General features: G+C 73.5%; 15 protein-coding genes. 11 read left to right on the top strand and 4 right to left on the bottom strand.

The genetic code is table 11. The features are described from left to right. The 10 genes from ACZ6ZR_RS21675 to ACZ6ZR_RS21630 form a co-directional block, all read left to right on the top strand. Positions 1 to 1,468, top strand: a 1,468-nt coding sequence (locus tag ACZ6ZR_RS21675) for a tyrosine-protein kinase family protein (RefSeq protein WP_465644605.1), incomplete at its 5' end; no start/stop codon positions are given. Continuing rightward, on the top strand, positions 1,465 to 2,574 hold the full coding sequence (locus ACZ6ZR_RS21670) for a glycosyltransferase (protein WP_465644603.1): 1,110 nt from the start codon (positions 1,465 to 1,467) through the stop codon (positions 2,572 to 2,574). The genes ACZ6ZR_RS21675 and ACZ6ZR_RS21670, both read left to right, overlap by 4 nt. A 46-nt stretch (positions 2,575 to 2,620) precedes the next feature. Beyond that, entirely contained in the window at positions 2,621 to 3,673 is a 1,053-nt protein-coding gene (locus tag ACZ6ZR_RS21665; protein ID WP_465644601.1) for a GNAT family N-acetyltransferase, read from the top strand. Beyond that, the gene (locus ACZ6ZR_RS21660) at positions 3,673 to 5,175 is read left to right on the top strand and encodes a hypothetical protein (RefSeq protein ID WP_465644599.1); all 1,503 of its coding nucleotides are present in this window, start codon (positions 3,673 to 3,675) and stop codon (positions 5,173 to 5,175) included. Before ACZ6ZR_RS21665 ends, ACZ6ZR_RS21660 begins: the two co-directional genes overlap by 1 nt. Further along, positions 5,162 to 6,361, top strand: coding sequence for a DegT/DnrJ/EryC1/StrS family aminotransferase (locus ACZ6ZR_RS21655; RefSeq protein WP_465644597.1), 1,200 nt, complete (start codon positions 5,162 to 5,164; stop codon positions 6,359 to 6,361). Before ACZ6ZR_RS21660 ends, ACZ6ZR_RS21655 begins: the two co-directional genes overlap by 14 nt. A 239-nt stretch (positions 6,362 to 6,600) precedes the next feature. Then, entirely contained in the window at positions 6,601 to 7,044 is a 444-nt protein-coding gene (mscL, locus tag ACZ6ZR_RS21650) for a large conductance mechanosensitive channel protein MscL (RefSeq protein ID WP_465644595.1), read from the top strand. Positions 7,045 to 7,314: 270 nt separating this feature from the next. Beyond that, complete coding sequence (locus ACZ6ZR_RS21645) at positions 7,315 to 7,944, top strand: DUF6643 family protein (protein WP_465644593.1); 630 nt, start codon at positions 7,315 to 7,317, stop codon at positions 7,942 to 7,944. A 343-nt stretch (positions 7,945 to 8,287) separates the two neighbouring features. Beyond that, positions 8,288 to 9,139 carry an MOSC domain-containing protein gene (locus tag ACZ6ZR_RS21640; protein ID WP_465644591.1) on the top strand — a complete coding sequence of 284 codons (852 nt, stop codon included), beginning with the start codon at positions 8,288 to 8,290 and terminating at the stop codon, positions 9,137 to 9,139. 141 nt (positions 9,140 to 9,280) lie between these two features. Then, positions 9,281 to 11,695, top strand: a complete 2,415-nt coding sequence (locus ACZ6ZR_RS21635; RefSeq protein ID WP_465644589.1) for a right-handed parallel beta-helix repeat-containing protein — start codon at positions 9,281 to 9,283, stop codon at positions 11,693 to 11,695. A 37-nt stretch (positions 11,696 to 11,732) separates the two neighbouring features. After that, positions 11,733 to 12,530, top strand: coding sequence for a DeoR/GlpR family DNA-binding transcription regulator (locus ACZ6ZR_RS21630; protein ID WP_465644587.1), 798 nt, complete (start codon positions 11,733 to 11,735; stop codon positions 12,528 to 12,530). Between the two features lie 22 nt (positions 12,531 to 12,552). Here ACZ6ZR_RS21630 and ACZ6ZR_RS21625 read toward each other — a convergent pair whose 3' ends face one another. From ACZ6ZR_RS21625 to ACZ6ZR_RS21615, 3 genes are all read right to left on the bottom strand, one after another. Next, complete coding sequence (locus ACZ6ZR_RS21625; RefSeq protein WP_465644585.1) at positions 12,553 to 13,548, bottom strand: GNAT family N-acetyltransferase; 996 nt, start codon at positions 13,546 to 13,548, stop codon at positions 12,553 to 12,555. A gap of 48 nt (positions 13,549 to 13,596) precedes the next feature. Continuing rightward, the gene (locus tag ACZ6ZR_RS21620; RefSeq protein WP_465644583.1) at positions 13,597 to 14,700 is read right to left on the bottom strand and encodes a PLP-dependent cysteine synthase family protein; all 1,104 of its coding nucleotides are present in this window, start codon (positions 14,698 to 14,700) and stop codon (positions 13,597 to 13,599) included. Positions 14,701 to 14,875: 175 nt separating this feature from the next. After that, complete coding sequence (locus ACZ6ZR_RS21615; RefSeq protein ID WP_465644581.1) at positions 14,876 to 18,079, bottom strand: M28 family peptidase; 3,204 nt, start codon at positions 18,077 to 18,079, stop codon at positions 14,876 to 14,878. Positions 18,080 to 18,410: 331 nt separating this feature from the next. On the opposite strand from ACZ6ZR_RS21615, the gene ACZ6ZR_RS21610 reads away from it, so the two are divergent. After that, on the top strand, positions 18,411 to 20,015 hold the full coding sequence (locus ACZ6ZR_RS21610; protein WP_465644579.1) for a helix-turn-helix domain-containing protein: 1,605 nt from the start codon (positions 18,411 to 18,413) through the stop codon (positions 20,013 to 20,015). 7 nt (positions 20,016 to 20,022) lie between these two features. Here ACZ6ZR_RS21610 and ACZ6ZR_RS21605 read toward each other — a convergent pair whose 3' ends face one another. Then, on the bottom strand, positions 20,023 to 20,298 hold the full coding sequence (locus tag ACZ6ZR_RS21605; protein WP_465644577.1) for a helix-turn-helix domain-containing protein: 276 nt from the start codon (positions 20,296 to 20,298) through the stop codon (positions 20,023 to 20,025). Positions 20,299 to 20,333 lie beyond the last annotated feature (35 nt).

Raw genomic sequence — 20,333 nt, 5'->3', positions numbered from 1 at the left:
GGTGGCCCGTCGGAAGGTGGCCGCCGCTTCCCCGACGATGCTCGAGTTCACCGTCACCGGGCCGGCCAGCAAGAGCTGCGTGGACACCGCGGCGGCCTTCGCGAAGGCCACCATCAACGGGTACAGCCAGGAGACCGCGAAGAGCGCCGGCGAGTCGATCAAGCGGCTGGAGGCGCAGCGCGCCACCCAGCAGGACCAGGTCAACAAGCTCCAGCAGGAGTTCTACAGTGCCAAGCCGGCCGACCAGCCCAAGCTGGACCCGCAGCTGACGGCCGCTCGGAACTCGCTGACCAAGACCCTGACCGCGATCAGCGACCTCCAGGCCGTCAGTCAGACCGACGCCGTCCAGCAGTGGGGCTCGATCGACGCCAAGGAGCTCGGCGGGAACCTGCTGACCTCGCCGAGCCGGGGCCTGCGGCTGACCCTCGCGGTGGTGCTGGGCCTGGCGCTCGGCGTGGTGGCCGCGCTGATGCTCAGCCGGATGGACACCCGCCTGCGCACCCGCAACGGTGCCGAGGAGGCGTTCAACATCCCGGTGATCGGCGAGATCCCGTACCTCTCCACCCGGCTGCGGCGGCTGCGCGACCCGCTGGTGGTGGCCCGGCCGTCCGACCCGGGGGCCGAGGCGTTCCGCTCACTGCGCTCCACCCTGCTGCTGACCGGCCCGCCGGCGCTGGCCGCGCAGCTGACCGACGGCAACCTCGACCCGGCCGAGCTGACCTCCCGTCGGCTGGCCCAGCCCGCCCCGGTGATCCTGGTGATGTCCGGCCGCAGCGGCGACGGGCGCACCACGACGGTGGCCAACCTGGCCGCCGCGCTGGCCGAGACCGGCCGCGAGGTCCTGGTGCTGGACTGCGACTTCCGGCACCCCAAGGCGCACGAGCACTTCGGGGTCGGCGACGGGCCTGGCATGGCCGAGCTGCTCAGCGGTGAGCAGATCACCGAGTTGGACGACCTGATCCGGCGGACCAACGTGGACGGCGTGCGGCTGATCACCGGCGGCAACACCACGGCCTACCCGGCCGCGCTGGTGCTGCGGGCCGGCGAGGTGCTGCGCCGGGCCCGGCGGCACGCGGACGTCGTGCTGATCGACAGCTCCCCGCTGCTGCACGCCAACGACGCCTACGACCTGGTGCAGCACGCCGACGCGGTGCTGGTGACCGTCAAGGCGGGCAACGTGACGCCCGAACAGGCGGACCGGGTCAGCGAGTTGCTCTCCCGCACCGGCGTGCCGGTGGCGGGCGTGGCGCTGCTCGGCACGATCGGCACCTCCGGCCGTCGCAAGCGCGACGGGCTGATCTCCCCGATCGCCGCCGGTGCCGCCTCGGCCTCGCAGGCCGCGGTGCCGCAGCAGGACCGGCAGGAGCAGCACTCCGAAGGTCCGCGCCACCGGGCCTCGCCGTCCTGGGCCCGGCGCGGCCCGGAGCCGGTGAACGAGGCGGCCTGGCGGGAGGGCGAGGAGCGGTGACCAACCAGGGGGGGAAGGTCCGGGTGCTCTGGCTCGCCAAGGGGCTGGGCCGGGGCGGCGCCGAGCAGCTGCTGGTCAACTGCGCCCGGCACGCCGACCGTTCGCGGTACGAGGTCGAGGTGGCCTACGTGCTGCCGTGGAAGGACGCCCTGGTGCCGGCACTGGAGGCGGCCGGGGTCACCGTGCACCTGCTCGGGCCGGGGCGGCGCTGGCCGCTGCGGCTGCGGGCGCTGCTGCGGGCCCGCCGGTACGACCTGGTGCACTCGCACATGCCGGTCCCGGCGGCCGCCGCCCGGCTGCTCACCCTGCTCACCCCGGGTTCGCGGCGGCCGGTGCTGGTGCACACCGAGCACAACGTCTGGGAGCGGTACCGGCGGGAGACCCGCTGGGCCAACTCCCTGACGTACAAGCGCAACCGCGCGGTGGTGGCGGTCTCGCACGCGGTGGCGGCGAGCATCCCGGCGGCCCGGCGGCGGCCCGGCGACTTCGTGACCGTGGTGCACCACGGCCCCGACCTGGGCGGGGCGGCCCGCGGGCCGGCGGCCCGGCACGCGGCGCGGGCCGAACTCGGTCTGCCCGAGGGGGCGTTGGTCATCGGCACGGTGGCCAACATGACGCCGAAGAAGGACCAGGCCACCCTGCTGGCCGCGTTCGAGCGGCTGCGGCGGGAGCGGCCGGAGGCCCGGCTGGTGCTGATCGGCTCGGGGCCGCTGGAGGAGCAGCTGAAGGCGGCGGCGGGCGAGGGCGTGGTCTTCGCCGGGTCCCGGGCGGACGTGCCCGAACTGCTGCCGGCGTTCGACGTCTTCACCCTGAGCTCCCGTCAGGAGGGGCTGCCGGTGGCGCTGATGGAGGCGATGACCAGCGGGCTGCCCTCGGTGGTGACCAGGGTGGGCGGGATGCCGGAGGTGCTGGACGACGGCGTCGAGGGCTTCCTGGTGGAGCCGGGCCAACCGGAGTCACTGGCGGCGGCCTTCGGGAAGCTGGCGGCCGACGGGGGGCTGCGCGAGCGGATGGGCGAGGCGGCCCGGACGCGCTCGGAGTCCTTCGACGTGGCGGGCGCCCAGCGGGCCGTCGAGCGGGTGTACGAGCAGGTGCTGCGGAGCTGATCCTCGCTCCCCCGCCCCGACCCACCGAGAGGAAGACCGAACCATCGTGAGCCCGGAGCAACTACGGGACGGCGCCGTCGAGCTGAGCTACCGTCCGCTGGACGGGGCGGACACCCCCGCGGTGCTGGAGCTGCTGACCGCATCGCTGGCGGGCGGCCCGACCGGGACCCGCAGCGCCGGCTTCTTCGAGTGGAAGCACCACCGCAACCCCTTCGGCGCCAGCCCCGGCCTGGTGGCCGTGACGCCGGAGGGGCGGATCGCCGGGGTGCGGCTGTTCCTGCGCTGGGAGTGGCGGGCGGTGGACCGGGTGGTCCGCGCGGTACGCCCGGTGGACACCGCCACCCACCCGGACTTCCAGGGCCGGGGGATCTTCCGCCGGCTCACCACCCAGCTGCTGGAGCAGGTCTCCGACGAGGCCGAGCTGGTCTTCAACACACCCAACGGCAACAGCCTGCCCGGCTACCTCAGGATGGGCTGGCAGGACCTGGGCCAGGTGCCGGTCGCGCTGCGGATCGCCCGGCCGCTCTCCTTCGCCAAGGGTGCCCGCGCCGCGCTGGCCCGCCGGGCGGCCGCCACCGGGCCGGTGCTCTGCCCGCTGCCGACCGCGGCCGACTGGTTCGGCGACGCCGCGCCCGACGGCCTGGCCGAGCTGCTGCGCGAGCGGGACGAGGCGGACGCCTCGGACGGCCGCCTCGCGGTGGCGCGCACCGAGCCGTACCTGCGCTGGCGCTACGGCGCCGCGCCGGGCCTGGACTACCGGGTGATGACCTGTCACCGGGGCGGCGAGCTGGCCGGGGTGGCCTTCGGCCGCCCCCGGCGGCGCGGCCCGCTGGTGGAGTTCACCCTCTCCGACGTGATCGTCCGCCCGGGCGACCGGCGGGCCGCCGCCGAGCTGCTGCGGGCCGCCGCCCGCTCCGGCGGCGACCACGTGGCCACCCACCTGGCGGCCGGCACCGAGGCGGCCGCGGCCGCGGCGCGCTCCGGCTACCTGCGGGCGCCGCGGACGGGCATGCGGCTGGCCGCCCGCACCCCGGCCGGGGCGGTGCCGCCCGAGCTCGGCGCCTGGCGGTTCAACCTCGGCGACCTGGAGGTCTTCTGATGCTCCGGCAGGCCCTGCGGTCGCCCGCGCTGCCGTGGCCGACCCTGCTGGCCGGCGCCCTGGTCTGCACCTACGTCACGGTGTTCGTGCTGGCCATGGTGCACACCAGCTACGACACCTGGGGCGCGCTGCTGGTGCTGCCCGCCCTGATGGCGATCGGCACCCCGATCCTGGCCCGGGTGGCCGCGAACAACCCGGAGCCCCGGGTGTTCCGGCTCCTCATGCTGGCCATGGCGCTCAAGCTGCTCTGCGCCTTCCCCCGCTACCTGATGGCCTTCGTGCTCTACGGCGGCGCGGCCGACGCCAAGATGTACCACCAGAAGGGCAGCGACCTCGCGTACTTCCTGGACACCGTGGACTTCTCCGCCGGCATCCACTACGACCTGGGGATGAAGGTGGCCGGCACCGGCTTCATCATCATCGTCACCGGCGTGGTCTACGCGATCACCGGCCCGTCCCTGGTCGGCGGCTTCCTGGTGTTCTCCTGGCTGGGCTTCTGGGGCCTGCTGCTGTTCTGGCGGGCGCTGCAGATCGCCTTCCCGGAGGCGGACACCCGGCGCTACGCCAAGCTGGTCTTCTTCCTGCCCTCGCTGCTGTTCTGGCCGTCCAGCATCGGCAAGGACGCCTGGATGATGTTCTGCCTGGGCCTGACCACCTACGGGGTGGCCAAGCTGCTGAGCCGTCAGTTCGGCGCCTTCGTCTTCATCGCGCTGGGCTCGCTGGGCACCGCGATGGTCCGCCCGCACGTCACCGTGCTGGCCGGTGCCGGGCTCACCGTGGCGTACGTGCTGCGCAAGCGGCCCAAGGAGGTCAGCGCGCTGGGCCCGCTGCGGATGGTGGTGACCGTGGCGGTGCTGGGCGCCATGGTGATGCTGATGCTGCAACAGGTGAACACCTTCTTCGGGACCTCCGGCCAGGGCGGCGGCGACGCCGTCAACCAGGTGCTCTCGGAGACCTCGAGGCGCACCTCGCAGGGCAACTCGATGATCAACGCCCCGGCGCCGGAGGACGCGGCGCCGGCCTTCAGCCTCAACCCGGCCGGCCTGCCGATGGCCGTGGTGAGCGTGCTGTTCCGCCCGTTCCCGTTCGAGGCCTCCAACATCCAGAGCCTGTTCCAGTCGGTGGAGTGCTTCGCCCTGCTGGTGATGTTCATCCGCGGCTGGCCGAGGATGCGCCAGCTGCCCCGGCTGTTCCTGAAACGCTCGTACGTCGCGTACGCGCTGGTCTACACCCTGCTGTTCTGCTGGGCCTTCTCCACCATCAACAACCTGGGCATCCTCTCCCGCGAGCGGGTCCAGGTGCTGCCGCTGGTGCTGGTGCTGCTCGCCGTCCCCAAGCCGGAGTCCGACCGGCCGGCGCCGCGGCGCCGGGCCCGGTCTCCGGTCTGGCGGGCGCAGCCCGGCCAGTGGGGCACCGTGCCCGTCGCCGCCGCCCCGGCCCGTTCCGAAGCCGCGTCACCACCTCGACCCTGGGGGGATCGAACCGACCATGACCACCACTGACACCGCAGCACCCGCCTTCCTCGGCGGCACTCCCGCCTTCCCCGACGGCCTGCCGCTGACCCGCGTCCAGGTGCCGGACCGCGAGGGCCTGCTGGCCCGGCTCGGCACGGTGCTGGACAGCGGCATGCTGACCAACGGCCGCACGGTGGCCGAGCTGGAGGAGCGGGCCGCCGAACTCCTGGAGGTGCCGCACGTGGTGGCGGTCTCCAACTGCACGGCCGGCCTGATGCTGGTGCTCCAGGCCGCCGGGGTGGGCGGTGGCCGTCCGGTGCTGATGCCCGGCTTCACCTTCTCCGCCACCGCGCACGCCGCGCACTGGGCGGGCGGCACCCCGCTGTTCGCCGAGGCCCGCGAGCAGGACATCACCCTGGACCCGGCGGACGCCGAGGCCCGGCTGAAGGCGGTCGACAACCCGGCCGCCCTGATGGCCACCCACGTCTACGGCACCCCCTGCCAGACCGAGGAGATCCAGCGGATCGCCGACGCGGCCGGCCTGCCGGTGGTCTACGACGCCGCGCACGGCTTCGGCTCCAAGCGCAAGGGCGTCCCGGTGGGCAACTTCGGCCTGGCCGAGGTGTTCTCGATGAGCCCGACCAAGGTCGCGGTGGCCGGCGAGGGCGGTCTGGTGGCCACCCGGGACGCGGCCCTGGCCAAGACCCTGCGCACCGGCCGGGACTACGGCAACCCCGGGGACTACAACACGCTCTTCCCCGGCCTGAACGCCCGGATGAGCGAGCTGCACGCGGCCGTCGGCCTGACCTGGGTCGCCGGGCTGCCCGAGCGGGTGGCCCACCGGGGCGCGCTGGTGGCCGAGTTCGCCCGTGCCACGGCCGGCCTGCCGGGCCTGCGGCTGGCGCTGCCGGAGGAGGGTGACGTCTCCACGTTCAAGGACCTCACCATGATCCTGGACGCCGAGGCCTTCGGGCTGACCGCCCTCCAGCTGGCCGCCGCGCTCAAGGCCGAGGGCATCGACACCCGGCGCTACTTCCACCCGCCGGTGCAGCGCCAGCAGTCCTACGCCCACCTCGGGCAGGCGGACGCGCTGCCGGTCACCGACAGGCTGGCCGACTCGGTGCTCACCGTCCCGCTCTGGACCCACATGGACGCCGCCACCGTCCGCCGCACCGCCGAGGCGGTGGCCCGGATCCAGCCGTATGCGGAGCGCCTGCGCGCCGCCGGGATCTGAGCCCTCCTCAGCCCGCACACCCTCCCGCCCGGGGCCCCACGGCCCCGGGCGGGACGTGTTTTCGGGCCCCGAACGGTGGTTCCCCGATTACGCGGATCAGGTGAACTGGCTTGGACCACACGGGGGTTGAAGGGTCACAATGGCACGTCGGGCCCGCCGTCCCACGGCGTGTGCGCCCCTCTTCCCACTTCCTCTCCCCCTGGCCGGGCTGCCGGCCCCTGCACGGTTTGGAGTTCCCGGTGTTCAAGGGATTCCGCAGCTTCCTGCTGCGCGGAAACGTGGTCGACCTCGCGGTCGGCATCGTGATCGGCGCGGCCTTCACCGCCGTGGTCACCGGCTTCGTCACCGCCTTCCTCACCCCGCTGATCGGCGTCGCCACCGGCGCGGTCGGCGACTACAGCAAGCGCACCTTCGAGGTCGGCGGCACCAGCTTCCCGTACGGCGGCTTCCTGAACGCGCTGATCGGCTTCGTCCTGGTCAGCGCGGTGATCTACTTCGCCGTGGTGGTCCCGGTCGGCAAGCTCCAGCAGCGCTTCGAGCCGGTCAAGGACGTGCCGGTGGCGAAGACCGACTGCCCGGACTGCCTGAGCTCGATCCCGGCCGCCGCCGTGCGCTGCGCGCACTGCACCTCCGAGCTGGCCGGCCGCCCCGGCTTCCCGCTCCAGGCGCTCTCCACCCGCTGACGAACCGTCCGGCGCCGGCCCCCCGTGGGGCTCACGCCACCCGACACGCGCCCCCCGGTTCTCCGAGGGGCGCGTGCTGTCGTCCGGCCACGGTCCGTTCGCCCTCCGTTCGACACTCCGTCAGGTCCCGGAGGTGGCCGGAAAGCGGTGCCGAAATGTCCGATCATCACACTTTCGAGTGAGTTGTTCCGGAGAAGAGTACGTAAACACTGGAACTCCTACGCCTCTCACTCTCCTCAGCAGGCACATTGTGGGCTTACGGTATGCCCCATGACCTCGCCCCGCTCCTACGACGGAGTCGGCTACCCCTCTCCGTCCTTCAGCTCCGGCACGCCCATCTACGACAGCCTGGTCGCAGAGCGCGGTGTCCCGCAGATCGCCCCCATCAACGTGCCGGCCGCTCTCCCGCCGGCCTCGCCGAACTACGGCTACGGCACCAACTACGGCTCCACGTACGGGAGTACGGGATTCGACAGCCCCATCGGCGGCAACCTCCCCGCGCTGCCCCCGGCCCGGCTCGCCCTGGGCCCCGGCCCGAGCAGCAGCGGCCCGGCCACCCAGTACATCCCGGCCCAGCCGACGCCCGCGGTCTACACCTCTCCGCAGCCGCAGATGCCCGGTTACGGCCAGACCGGCCAACTGCCGCAGCAGCGCCCGGCCGGGGGCCCGAACCCGGCCTTCCAGCAGTACCAGCCGCAGGGCTACGCGACGGCGCCCAACCTGGCCAACCAGGGGGCGTACGCGGGTGCGCAGCAGGGGTTCGCGAGTGCGGCTCCGGCCCCGCAGGCCTTCCCGGACCAGAGCTTCGGCGGCAACCAGTTCCGCCCCGCCGCCCCGGTCCGCCCGGTCGCCCAGCAGACCCAGTACCCGCAGCCCGGCTACCAGGGGAACGCCTACTGAGCCTGGCACGTCACCGCTGCCCGTGATTCTGGGGGGATCCGGGCGGAGCAGGGCACGACGGTCGTCCCGAGGGGCCGCCCGGACCACCCGGTCCGGGCGGCCCCTCGGCGTATATGGCTTCGCCGCTGGGAAGCGCCCCGCAGGGGCGCGGGGCCCTGCTGATCTGCGGCTCCGCCGCGGGGCGCGCAGGGGAACGGCAAGACGTGCAACTGGCTCACCTGCCCCGATCTCACGCTGGGCCGCCTTCCGTACTCGCGCCCGCGCGGCGGAGCCGCAGATCAGCAGAGCCTCGCGCCCCTGACCACCGGACAGTGCCACCGCGTGGCTCTGGCAGGATGGGCGCATGTCTCAGCTGACGGGTCTGCACATCTATCCGATCAAGTCCACCTACCGGCTCAGCCCGGAGAGTGCCCAGGTCGAGCCCTGGGGCCTGACCGGGGACCGGCGGTGGATGCTGGTGGACGAGGGCGGCAAGGCCGTGACCCAGCGGGACGAGCCGACGCTCGGTCAGTTCCGCGCCCTGCCGTCGCCCGACGGCTCGCTGAGCGTGACCGCCCCGGACGGCGAGCGGATCGAGATCGCCGCCCCCGCGGGCGAACCGTCCGTCAAGGCCGAGGTGTTCGGCACCTACTTCACCACCGCGCTGGCCGCCGACGAGGCCAACGCCTGGTTCGCCGGGTACTTCCCCGGCGTGCGGCTGGTGCACCTGGACGACCCGCTGGCCCGTCCGGTGAAGCCGGAGTACGCAGGGCCGGGCGACACCGTGACGATGGCCGACGGCTTCCCGCTGCTGCTGACCACCACGGGGTCGCTCGCGGAGCTCAACGCCCGGATCGCCGAGGACCACCCGGAGGACGAGCGCAAGGCGGCCCCGATGCCGATGGAGCGCTTCCGCCCGAACCTGGTGGTGGACGTGGCCGAGCCGTGGGCCGAGGACGACTGGCTGCGGGTGCGGGTCGGTGAGGTCACCTTCCGGGTGGCCAAGGCCTGCGGCCGCTGCGTGGTGACCACCACCGACCAGGAGACCGGCGAGCGGCGGGGCCCCGAGCCGCTGCGGGCGCTGGGCCGCCACCACCAGCTGGACCGGAAGCTGGTCTTCGGCCAGCACCTGATCCCGGAGCGGCCGGAGGGCTTCACCGGTCTGATCGGGACGCTGCACCTGGGCGACGAGTTCACCGTCCTGGAGCGTCGCTGAGCGGTGCCGACCGCCCGCACCGGCGGGCCGGAACCCGTGCCGCGCCCGGTCGTTGTACCGGTCGTGGCGGTCCGGCGTCTCCCGATGCGGCAAGCTCCGATACAGACAACCCGTTGACAGAGGTGGGGATGGCGGATCGTCATGGCTGAGCACAGGGTCCGGGTCACCCAGGACAGCGCCTCGCGCTGGCGGCGCCGGGCCGGCGAGTACCAGACGCTGGCCGAGGCGGTGGCCGCCGCCGAGCCGGGCGACACGCTGACCCTCCGGGCCGGGACGTTCCGGGAGAACGTCGTGCTGGACAAGGCCGTCACGCTCCGCCCCGCCGACGGCCCCGGCACCGTCCGGCTCGACCCGCCCTCCGGGGTGCCGCTCACGCTGACCGCCGACGCCGTGGTGCAGGGCCTGGTGATCGAGGGCACGGAGCGCGCGGCCCCGGCCGTGCTGGTCCACGGGCCGGGCGTGGCCGCCGAGTTGACCGGCTGCCGGGTGGAGGCCACGGCCGACTCCGGGGTGGAGCTGACCGACGGGGCGGCCCTGACCCTGCGCGGCTGCACGGTGCTCAACCCGGCCGGGCTGGGCGTGCGGCTGCGCGCCGGGGCCGTGCTGACGGCCGAGTCCACCGAGCTGGCCGGTTCGGCCCAGGTCGGCCTCGCGGTGCTGGACGGGTCCACCGCCCGGCTGGAGAACTGCCGGGTGCACCACGCCGGCGGGGCCGGGGTGCTGATCACCGGCGCCGGCAGCACCGTGGAGCTGACGGCCTGTGAGATCTACGAGATCAAGGGCAGCGGTGTACTGGCGGAGAAGCAGGCCGTGGGCCGGCTCGCCGACTGCACGGTGCACCAGGTCACCGACAACGGCCTGACCCTGGACAGCGGCGCCGAGCTGACCCTGACCGGCTGCCGCCTGTACGAGCTGGCCGAGAACGGCGCCGACCTGCGCGGCCGGGCCCGGCTGACCCTGGAGCACTCCAGCGTCCGGGAGTTCGGCCGCGGCGCGCTGGCGGTCTGGGACCCGGGCACCGAGGTCACCGCGCTCTCCTGCGAGCTGCACTCCGGCACCGGCGACTACCCGGCGGTCTGGGTCAGCGACGGCGCCCGCGCCACCCTGACCGACTGCTCGGTGCACGACGTGCCCGGCGCGCTCTCGGTGCTGGACCGGGACTCGCTGGTGACGGCCAAGGACTGCTCGTTCAGCGCGGTGCGCAGCTCGGCCGTCTCGGTCAGCGGCGGCGCCACCGTGCAGCTGGCCGACTGCCGGGTGCAGCAGGCCGCCACCGGGCTCTGGTTCCGCGACCACGGCAGCGGCGGGCGGCTGACGGGCTGTGAGATCTCCGAGGTGGGCACCGGGGTGATCGTCACCACCGGCGCCGACCCGGAGCTGTACCAGTGCACGGTGCGGGGCAGCGCGGAGGCCGCCGTCTACGTCTCGGCCCAGGGCCGGGGCAGCTTCACCGACTGCCGGGTCTCCCAGGGGCAGGGCTTCGGCTTCCACGTGATCGACGGCTGCCGCACGGTGCTGACCCGGTGCCGGGCGGAGCAGAACGCGCGGGCCGGGTTCGAGTTCTCGGAGCCGGGGCCGGTGACGGAGAACTGCGTCTCGGACGACGTCGCCCCACCGAACACCCGGTCGAACACCCAGGCGCCCGCCGCCCCCGCGGCCCCGGCCGTGCCCGCCCCGCGGGCGGTCCGGCTCACCACCGCCGCCGCCCCGGTGACGGCCTCGATCGCGCCGATCCCGGACTGCCGCCCGGCCGACGAGGCGCTGGCCGAGCTGGACTCGCTGATCGGCCTGGCCACTGTGAAGCAGGAGGTGCGCACCCTGATCGACCTGATCTCGGTCGGCCGCCGCCGGCAGCAGGCCGGGCTGAAGGCCCCCTCGCTCCGGCGGCACCTGGTCTTCACCGGCTCCCCCGGCACCGGCAAGACCACGGTGGCCCGGCTCTACGGGGAGATCCTGGCCGCGCTCGGGGTGCTCCAGCAGGGCCACCTGGTGGAGGTGGCCCGGGTGGACCTGGTCGGCGAGCACATCGGCTCCACCGCGATCCGCACCCAGGCGGCCTTCGACCGGGCCCGGGGCGGGGTGCTGTTCGTCGACGAGGCCTACGCGCTGGCCCCCGAGGACGGTGCCCGGGACTTCGGGCGGGAGGCGATCGACACCCTGGTCAAGCTGATGGAGGACCACCGGGACGAGGTGGTGGTGATCGTGGCCGGCTACACCTCCGAGATGGAGCGTTTCCTCTCCGCCAACCCCGGGCTCTCCTCGCGGTTCTCCCGCACCGTCACCTTTCCCGACTACTCGGCCGGGGAGCTGCTGGAGATCGCCCGCTCCCAGTCCGTCGAGCACGAGTACGCGCTGAGCGAGGACGCCGAGCGGGCGCTGCTGGACCACTTCTCGCGGCTGGAGCGGGGGCCGGGATTCGGCAACGGCCGGACGGCGCGTCAGGTGTTCGAGACCATGGTGGAGCGGCACGCGATGCGGGTCGCCCAGCTGGCCGATCCGACCACGGAGGAGCTCCAGCTGCTCGTCCCCGAGGACCTGCCCGGTGTGACGATCTGACAGGATGGCGCCAAGTACCGACCCGGAGGGCTGACAGATGGCCGACACCAGCAACCTGCTGGCCGAGCAGCGCCGCGCGCTGATCCTCGACGAGGTGCGGCGGCGCGGCGGGGTCCGGGTGAACGAGCTGACCCAGCGGCTCGGGGTCTCCGACATGACGATCCGTCGGGACCTGGACGCGCTGGCCCGGGCCGGGGCGGTGGAGAAGGTGCACGGCGGCGCGGTGGCGGCGGGCGCGGCGCTGGCGCACGAGCCCGGCTTCGAGGCCAAGTCCGTGCTGGAGCCCTCGGCCAAGGAGCAGATCGCCCGGGCCGCCGCCGCCCTGGTCACCCCGGGCAGCGCGGTCGCGCTCTCCGGCGGCACCACCACCTACGCGCTGGCCCAGCAGCTGGTGGAGGTGGAGCACCTGACGGTGGTCACCAACTCCGTGCCGGTCTCCGAGGTCTTCGAGCGGGCCCGCCGGGCCGGCACCGGGGCCGGCACCACCGTGGTGCTCACCGGCGGGGTCCGCACCCCCTCCGACGCCCTGGTCGGCCCGGTGGCCGACCGGGCGGTCCGCGAGCTCCGCTTCGACCTGCTCTTCCTCGGCGCCCACGGCCTGGACGCGGAGGCCGGCCTGACCACCCCGAACCTCGCCGAGGCCGAGACCAACCGCGCCCTGATCGCCTCCGCCCGCCGCACCGTCGTGGTCGCCGACCACACCAAGTGGGGCGTGGTCGGCCTCTCCGCGATCGCACCGCTGTCGGCCGTGGACACCTGGGTCACCGACGCCGCCCTGCCGCCCGCCGAGGCGGCCCTGGCCCGCGAGTCCATCCGCGAGCTGCTGCTCGCCTGAGACCGACCGGCCTGAGCCTCCGTCAGGAGGCGCCCTTGCGGCCCGTCTCCGTCTTGTAGACCGTCATCCCCCGGGCCAGGTAGTTGCGCAGGGCGTTCGGGTGGTCCTTGGTGCAGGTGTCCAGGACGACCCGGGTGGTGTTCTCCTCGGTGGCCCAGGCGGTGCGCAGCGCGAGTGTCAGGGCCGCCGCGCCGAGGCCTTGGCCGATGTGCTCGGGGAGCAGGCCGAAGGCGCCGATCTCGACCGAGCCGTCCGGGTGGGGTTCGGTCTCCAGGATGCCCACCGTCTCGTCCTGACGGGTGATCATCCAGAACCGCCGCCCCGGCCGCTCCGCCAGCGACTCCCGCCACTGCTCCTCGGTGCGCCGCGCGCTGCTCCAGCCGTACGGCCCGCCGACCCGCTCCCGGGCCTCCCGGTTCTCCGCCGAGCTGCCCTCGACCTCCCGGACCGCGAGCCCCGCCACCTCCGCGCCGGGCCGCAGCGCGTCCGGCGAGGCGAGCTCCAGGTACGTCACGACCTTGGCGCCGTCGGCGAGGTCGAGCTCGAACAGCGGCCCGTCCTCGTCCTCCCGGACCAGCGTGAAGCCCGCCTTGCGCAGCACGTTCTGCGAGGCGAGGTTGTCCGGGTCGGTGTCGGCCCGCAGGGTCACCACCCCGGCGGTGCGGCAGTGCTCCGCCACCGCCCGGACGGCCTCGGTGGCGTACCCGAGGCCCCGGGCCGGCTCGGCCAGGCCGTAGCCGATCATCACCGCGCCCGCCGCGTCCGGCGCCCCGTGGAAGCCGATGCCGCCGACGGCCGCGCCGTCCTCGCGGCGGCGGATCTCGTAGTTGCCGAACGGGTGCGGGGTGGTGCCGTCCTGACAGCGGTTCAGGAAGTTGCGGGTGGCGCGCTGCTCACCGGGGCCGGGGTAGCCGTCCACCCAGTGGTCGCCGTCGCCGGGCTCGCCGGCCTCGACCCGGGCCGCGGACTCCGGGGTGAAGGCGTGCAGGACGAGGCGCTCGGTGTGAAGGTCGTTCATACCGCCCTGCCTATCAGCGCGGCCCGCCCGCCCACCACCCGTTTTCCGTCAGCCCAGCGGGCCCTCGTCCTTGAGGAAGCGCTCCAACTCGTCCTGGTACGGGGCGATGTCGATGGCCTGGCCGTACAGCCACTCGTCGGAGTAGTACTTGTCGAGGTAGCGGTCGCCGGGGTCGCAGATCAGGGTGACGACGCTGCCCCGCCGCCCGGCGGCCCGCATCTCGGCGACGATCCGCAGGGCGCTCCACAGCCCGGTGCCGGTGGAGGCGCCGGCCTTCTTGCCGAGCACCCGCTCCAGCACCCGCATCGCGGCGATCGAGGCGGCGTCGGGGACCTTCATCATCCGGTCGACGGCGCCGGGCACGAAGCTGGGCTCCATCCGGGGGCGGCCGATGCCCTCGATCCGGGAGCCGGTGTCGCAGGTGGCCTCGGCGTCGTGGTCGACCCAGCCCTGGAAGAAACAGGAGTTCTCCGGATCGGCCACGCAGATCCGGGTGTCGGCCTGGGTGTAGTGGACGTAGCGGGCCAGGGTGGCGGAGGTGCCGCCGGTGCCGGCGGTGGCGACGATCCAGGCGGGCTCGGGGTGGGGCTCCAGCCGGAGCTGGGCGAAGATCGACTCGGCGATGTTGTTGTTGCCGCGCCAGTCGGTGGCCCGCTCCGCGTAGGTGAACTGGTCCATGTAGTGGCCGCCGGTCCGCTCGGCCAGCTCGGCGGCGGCCGCGTAGACCTCGCAGGCACTGTCGACCAGGTGGCACTCGCCGCCCTGGAACTCGATCAGGTCGATCTTCGCCTGGCTGGTGCTCTTGGCCATCACCGCGATGAACGGCACCCCGATCAGGCCGGCGAAGTAGGCCTCCGAGACCGCGGTGGAGCCGCTGGAGGCCTCGATCACCGGGCGGCCGGGGCGGATCCAGCCGTTGCACAGCGCGTAGAGGAAGAGCGAGCGGGCCAGCCGGTGCTTGAGGCTGCCGGTCGGGTGGGTGGACTCGTCCTTGAGGTAGAGGTCGATGCCCCAGTCCTCCGGGAGCGGGAAGCGCAGCAGGTGGGTGTCGGCGGAGCGGTTGGCGTCGGCCTGCACCTTGCGGACGGCCTCCTTCAGCCAGGCCCGGTACTCCGGGTCGGTGCGGTCCACGTCCAGGGTTTCGATGGCCATCGCGCTGCGCTCCTCGGTACGACAACTCCCTTGCCTGGCACCGAGTGTAATGCCTGATTACGATAAGTGATCTTATGGGTGGGTCCAGGTTCCGCTTCTCGCACCCGTGTGCGGACGCGGCTGTGCCGCGACCCGTCCCCCTCGACGGACCGCGGCACAGCCTGTCTTCGGTTGGTCAGATGCGCCCCCACAGCGCGGGGACGATCGGCGGCTCCCAGCCGACCTGGGCCGTGTGGCCCTGGATGCAGCGGTAGCTGACGCCGTTGTAGGTCACCACGTCACCCGCGGCGTAGGTGGTGCCCGCGGCCCAGGTGCCGGAGGAGGTGCCGGTGACGGTCAGGCTGTAGGTGGCGGTGCGGCTCACCGAGCCGGCCGCGTTCACCGTGATGCTGTAGGTGCCCGGGGTGGTGGAGGAGCCGACCGCGACCGTCATGGTCGAGGAGGACCCGGTCTGCACCGAGGAGGGGCTGAACGAGACCGTGGTGCCGGCCGGGGCGCCCGAGGCGGAGAGGCTCACCGTCTGGGTCGGGGTGCCGGTGACGGAGACCGTGGAGGTCACCGAGCCGCCCGCGGCGGTGGAGCCGCTGCCGGGGCTGAGGGTGACGTTCAGGGTCGGGTCCGGGATGGTGCCGCCGCCGACCGAGGTCTTCCAGACGGTGTAGGCGACGCCGTCCGCCGAGCGGTCCAGCACGGTGGTGCTGATGTTGGACGTGGTGTCGCAGGCGGAGTGGTAGCAGGAGTCGTACGCCCGGTTCGCGGTGCCGCCCCACTTGGCGGCCTGCGCCGAGGTCTTGGTGGCGCTGGCACCGGCCGCGTAGCCCGAGGTCGGGATGCCGGCCTGCTGGAAGGAGTAGTCGTCCGAGCGGCCCTGGCCCTCGACGTTCTCCTCCGGCTGGACGCCGAGCGAGTCCCAGTAGGCCTTCATCGGGGCCGAGGTGGTCGAGTTGAGGTTGTTGATGAAGTAGCCGCCGTTGGGCGAGCCCACCATGTCGAAGTTGTAGTAGCCCTTGATGGCGCTGCGCGCCGAGGAGCTCAACTGGCCGACGTAGTAGGCGGAACCCTGGAGACCCTGCTCCTCACCGGCCCACCAGGCGAAGCGCACGTGCCGGGTGAGGTTCTGCGGGTTGGCCTGGGCCAGCGCCAGCGCGTTCTCCAGCAGGGTGGCCGAGCCGGAGCCGTTGTCGTTGATGCCCGGGCCGGCCGAGACCGAGTCCAGGTGCGCGCCGAGCATGGTGACCTGGTCGGCGGGGCCGCCCGGCCAGTCGGCGATCAGGTTGTTCGAGGTGTACTGGCAGGAGGTGCAGGTCTGCTCGGCCACGGTGTAGCCCGCCGCCTGCAGCTTGGCCTTCACGTACGCCACCGAAGCGGTGTAACCCGCGCTGCCCGCACGGCGGTTGCCGCCGTTCTGGGAGGCGATGGTGTTCAGCTGGGTCAGGTGCGCCTGCACGTTGGCCACACTGATGTTGGGGATCTGCGGGTCCGGGTTGCCACCGCCGTTGACGGTCAGCTGGTACTGCGCGGTGTGGGTCGCGGTGCCGGTGCCGGTCACCGTGATCGGGCCGCTGACCGCCGAGCTGGAGGCGCTGATGGTCACGGTCGAGGACGAACCCGACTGCACGGAGGAGGGGTTGAAGGAGACCGAGACGCCGGCCGGGGCGGAGGCGGTCAGGTTGACCGTCTGGGCGCTGCCGGAGGTGGTCTGGGTGTTGACCGTGGCGGTGACCGAGGAACCCTTGTCCACCGAGCCGCTGGTCGGGTTGAGCGTCACCGAGAAGTCGCTGCCCGGGTTGGCGGTGCAGGTGACCTCACCGGTCTGGGCCGGAACACTGACGGCGTCCCAGGCGGCCTTGGTCCGGTTGTAGAAGTTGCAGCTCGGGTCGAGCGTCTTGGCGGCGGACAGGGTCGCCACGCGGTACTTCTTGTAGGTCATGCCGCTGGTCTTGAGCAGCATGCCGCCGTAGAAGACCTTGCCGGCGTTCTGGATGCCGATGCCGGTCACCGAACTGCTGTTGCAGGTCGGGCTGTTGGGCTTGCCGCCGCCGGGGGCGCTGCCCTCGGCCAGCAGGTAGAACCAGTGGTTCAGCGGGCCGGCCGCCGCGTGCTCCTCGGTGTTCGGGATGGAGGAGGAGTAGCAGTTCGGGTTGTTGCTCACCTGCGAGGGGTTGTACATGTTGCGGATCGGGCCGCTGCCGACCAGGTTGATCATCTCGCCGACGAGGTAGTCCGGAGCGTCGTACGGGGCGCTCTGGTTGGCGTACGCCTCGGTGAGCGCGCCCATGATGTCGCCGGTGGCCTCGCCCAGGCCGGCCTCGTTGCTGGCCGCGCCGCCGGGGGTGTACTGGTCCAGACCGTGGCCGAACTCGTGGCCCACCACGTCGATCGAGGCGATCCACTCGTTGGCGTTGTTGTGGCCGATCGAGACCGAGGAGCCGTCCCAGTAGGCGTTGACGTCGTTGAGGCCGACCTTGACCGGCCAGCTGCCGCCGTTGCCGTTGTGCCCGTTGCGACCGAGCCAGTCGCGGAGCATGTCCCACTCCTTCTGCGCCGCGAAGAACACGTCGGCGCAGCCGGTCTCCTTGCTGGTGGGGTTGCCCGTGCCCCAAGTGTCGCTGGACTTGGAGAAGACCTGGCCGCTGGAGTAGTCGGCACAGCTCAGTCCGGGGCGGCTGGGGTCGCGCAGCGAGTAGGTGCTGCCCGAGGCGGTGGTGGTGATGGTCGGCGAGGGGCCGTTCCACTTGCTGTTGGCGGTACCGGCCTTGACCTCGTCGTAGGAGTCGATGACGGCGCCGGAGCGGGCGTCCACGAAGACGTGCAGCCGGCTCGGGGCGCTCTGGGTACGGCCGTTGACCACCGTCTCCCAGGCCAGCGCGGAGACGCCGTCCTTGACCTTGACCACCAGACGGCCGGCCTCGACGCCGTCCACCCGCGCCAGCTTGGCGCGCGAGGTGGCCTCGGCGGCGGCCGCGGTGACCTCGGCCCTGGTCGAGACGCCTATCGCACCGGACTTGGCGTTCTGGGTGCCCTGCACCCGGCCCTGCGCGTCGGCGAGCACGACGGCGTCACCGCCGACCACCGGCAGGCCCTTGTAGGTGCGCTGGTAGGCGACGGAGTAGAGGCCGTTGACCCACGGGGTCACCGATGACCGCTGGTAGGTCTCGTCCGGGCCCTTGGCCAGGGCGTCCAGGCCGGCGGTGGCGGCCTGGTCGGCGGCGGCGACGGCGGTGTTCAGTGCGACCAGTGCGGACTGCGCGGACTGCGCGGACTGCGCTCCCGACGGCACCGGCTGGGGTGCGGCACCGGCTTGCCCGGCCGCGGTGGCGGCGAGCATCCCGGCCAGGACGGTCAGGGTGGTGCCCGCCGTCAGCAACTTTCTTTTCATCGAGGCTCCTCGAACGTGGGGGTCCTCGACCACGGACGGGCGTGCCAAAGGCACGCCTGGGAGGCCACGTTGGGGCGTGGCCGCAGGGGCGTCCGTGCTCGGGTGCCGGAACACTCACACGTCGTCAGGACGCGGTCAACGGTTGCGGACGGCACTCGGTGCGGTTGGCAAACTCTGTCAAGCTGCGGGTTCCGCCCAGAGGTCTCGACCACCTGCGGGCACAGAGGTCGAGACCACGTCTGTGAAGAGGTTGAGACCATCTCATGTACGCGGCGGGCCGCAGAGGAGTACCGTCCTCGATACGCGCACGGACCCGGGGGGAGAACTGCCAGTGCACCGCAGCCGCGCCGCAGCAAAGCTCCTTGACGCGCCGTCAGAGCCCTCCGCGCCCCCTGCTTCCGCCCCTCCCGACGGCCCGTCCGCGGTCTCGGCCGCCGGCGCCTGGCAGGCCTTCGGCACCCGCCTGCGGCACTGGCGCCGCCGGGCCGGGCTGACCCAGGCCCAGCTCGCCGCCGCGATCGGCTACGACCACACCGCCATCAGCCGGCTGGAGCACGGCACCCGCCGGGCGAACGTCCGGCTGGCCCAGCAGCTCGACGAACTCCTCCACGCCGAAGGCGAGTTGGCGGAGGCCGTCGGGAGGGCCGAGGAGAGCGAACAGCCCGGCCCCGGCCTCCCGCCCGCCCTGGTCCGCCCCCCGCTCCCCCGCGAGGCCCTCGGCGCCCCGGCCCTGATCCGCGCCCGGGGCCGGGGCGCCAGCGGCAGCGCCCAGGGGCGCGAGGAACTGCGCGCAGCGGAAGGCACCACGCCTTCACCCGGGCACGGTGGGCCAGTTGCAGCCGCTGCTCCGAACCTCATCCATGGCCTCACCTTCCCCACCGGCCCCACCCCGGCCCGTCTCCCCGACTACGGCCTGCTCTGCCCGCTCCACGGAGCGGCCGGCTGTACCGTCCCCGCCGAACCCCAACTCTCGGCCCTGCACGCCGAGTTCTGCGCCGATCCGGCCGGGCGCTCCGGCCTCGACCCGGACACCGCGCACGCCCTGGCCGGGCTGCTCGCCGCCCACCTCAAGGCCGGCGAGCGGGCCGCCCGCCCCGAGGTGGCCGCCGCCGTCGAGCGCACCCTGCGCGCCGTGCTCGACCGCCTGGCCGTCACCCCGGCCGGACGCCGCCGCCCGCTGGTCCGGCTGGCCGCCGAGTACGCGCACGCCGCCGGGGCGATGCGGATGCAGCACGGCCGCTACGCCACCGCGATGGCCTGCTTCGACCGGGCGCTCACCTGGTCCGAACTGGCCGACGACCCGGCCACCCAGGTCGCCGCCCTGAGCGACATGAGCACCCTGGCCCGCCTCGACGGCGACGCCGCCACCGCCCTCGGCTACGCCCGGGAGATCACCCGGGCCGCCCCCGGCCGGCACTGGGCCGCCGCGATGGGCCAGGTCGGCCAGGCCCGGGCGTACGCACTGGCCGGCGACGTCCGGGCCACCGTCCGGCACATCGGCCGGGCCCGGCTGCACCTGGACCACATCGGCGCCCACGACGAGACCGACGCGCCCTGGCTCTCCATCGCCTCCATGCAGCTCCGGGTGGAGTCCGGAGCCGCCGCCGCCCTGCGCGACGTGGCGGCCGCCGTCCAGGACCCGCTGCTGGCCCTGCGCGCGGTGGACGCCGCCCAGCACGCCCTCGACCTGCTAGGCGCCGCCCAACTCCCGTCCACCCGGCTGCTGTTCACCGTCCGGATCGCCGACTGCCACTACTGCGCGCACGACCCGCAGACCGCCGTCTCACTGCTCGCCCCGACCCTGGAGGCGGCCGCGCCGGAGCGCCTGGCGCTGCCCGCCCTGGTCGGCCACGAGCTGCGCGGCCTGCGGGACCGGATCGCCGGCCGCCCCGAACTCGCCGACACCGCCCGCCGCCTGGCCGACCTGGCGGGCTGACCCGCCGTCAGGCCGTCAGCGCCTCGCCGTCGTCCTCCGCGGCTTCCGCGCACGCCTCCGCCAGCACGTCCAGCGAGACACCCAACGCGTGCGCCAGCGCCGCCACCGTGAAGAACGCCGGGGTCGGCGCCCGGCCGGTCTCGATCTTGCGCAGCGTCTCCGCCGACACCCCGGCCGCCGCCGCGACCTCGACCATGCTGCGCTCGCCGCGGGCCTCCCGGAGCAGGGCTCCGAAGCGCTCACCGCGCGCCCGCTCCCGCGGGCTCAGGGGGACTCTCACCATGACCGTGATACTAATACCGGTATAAGTATTGGTCC

The organism is Kitasatospora sp. NPDC088742, from assembly GCF_055584905.1.
Note: the sequence above shows the minus strand (reverse complement) of the source record. Positions and strands in the feature narration are given on the sequence as shown.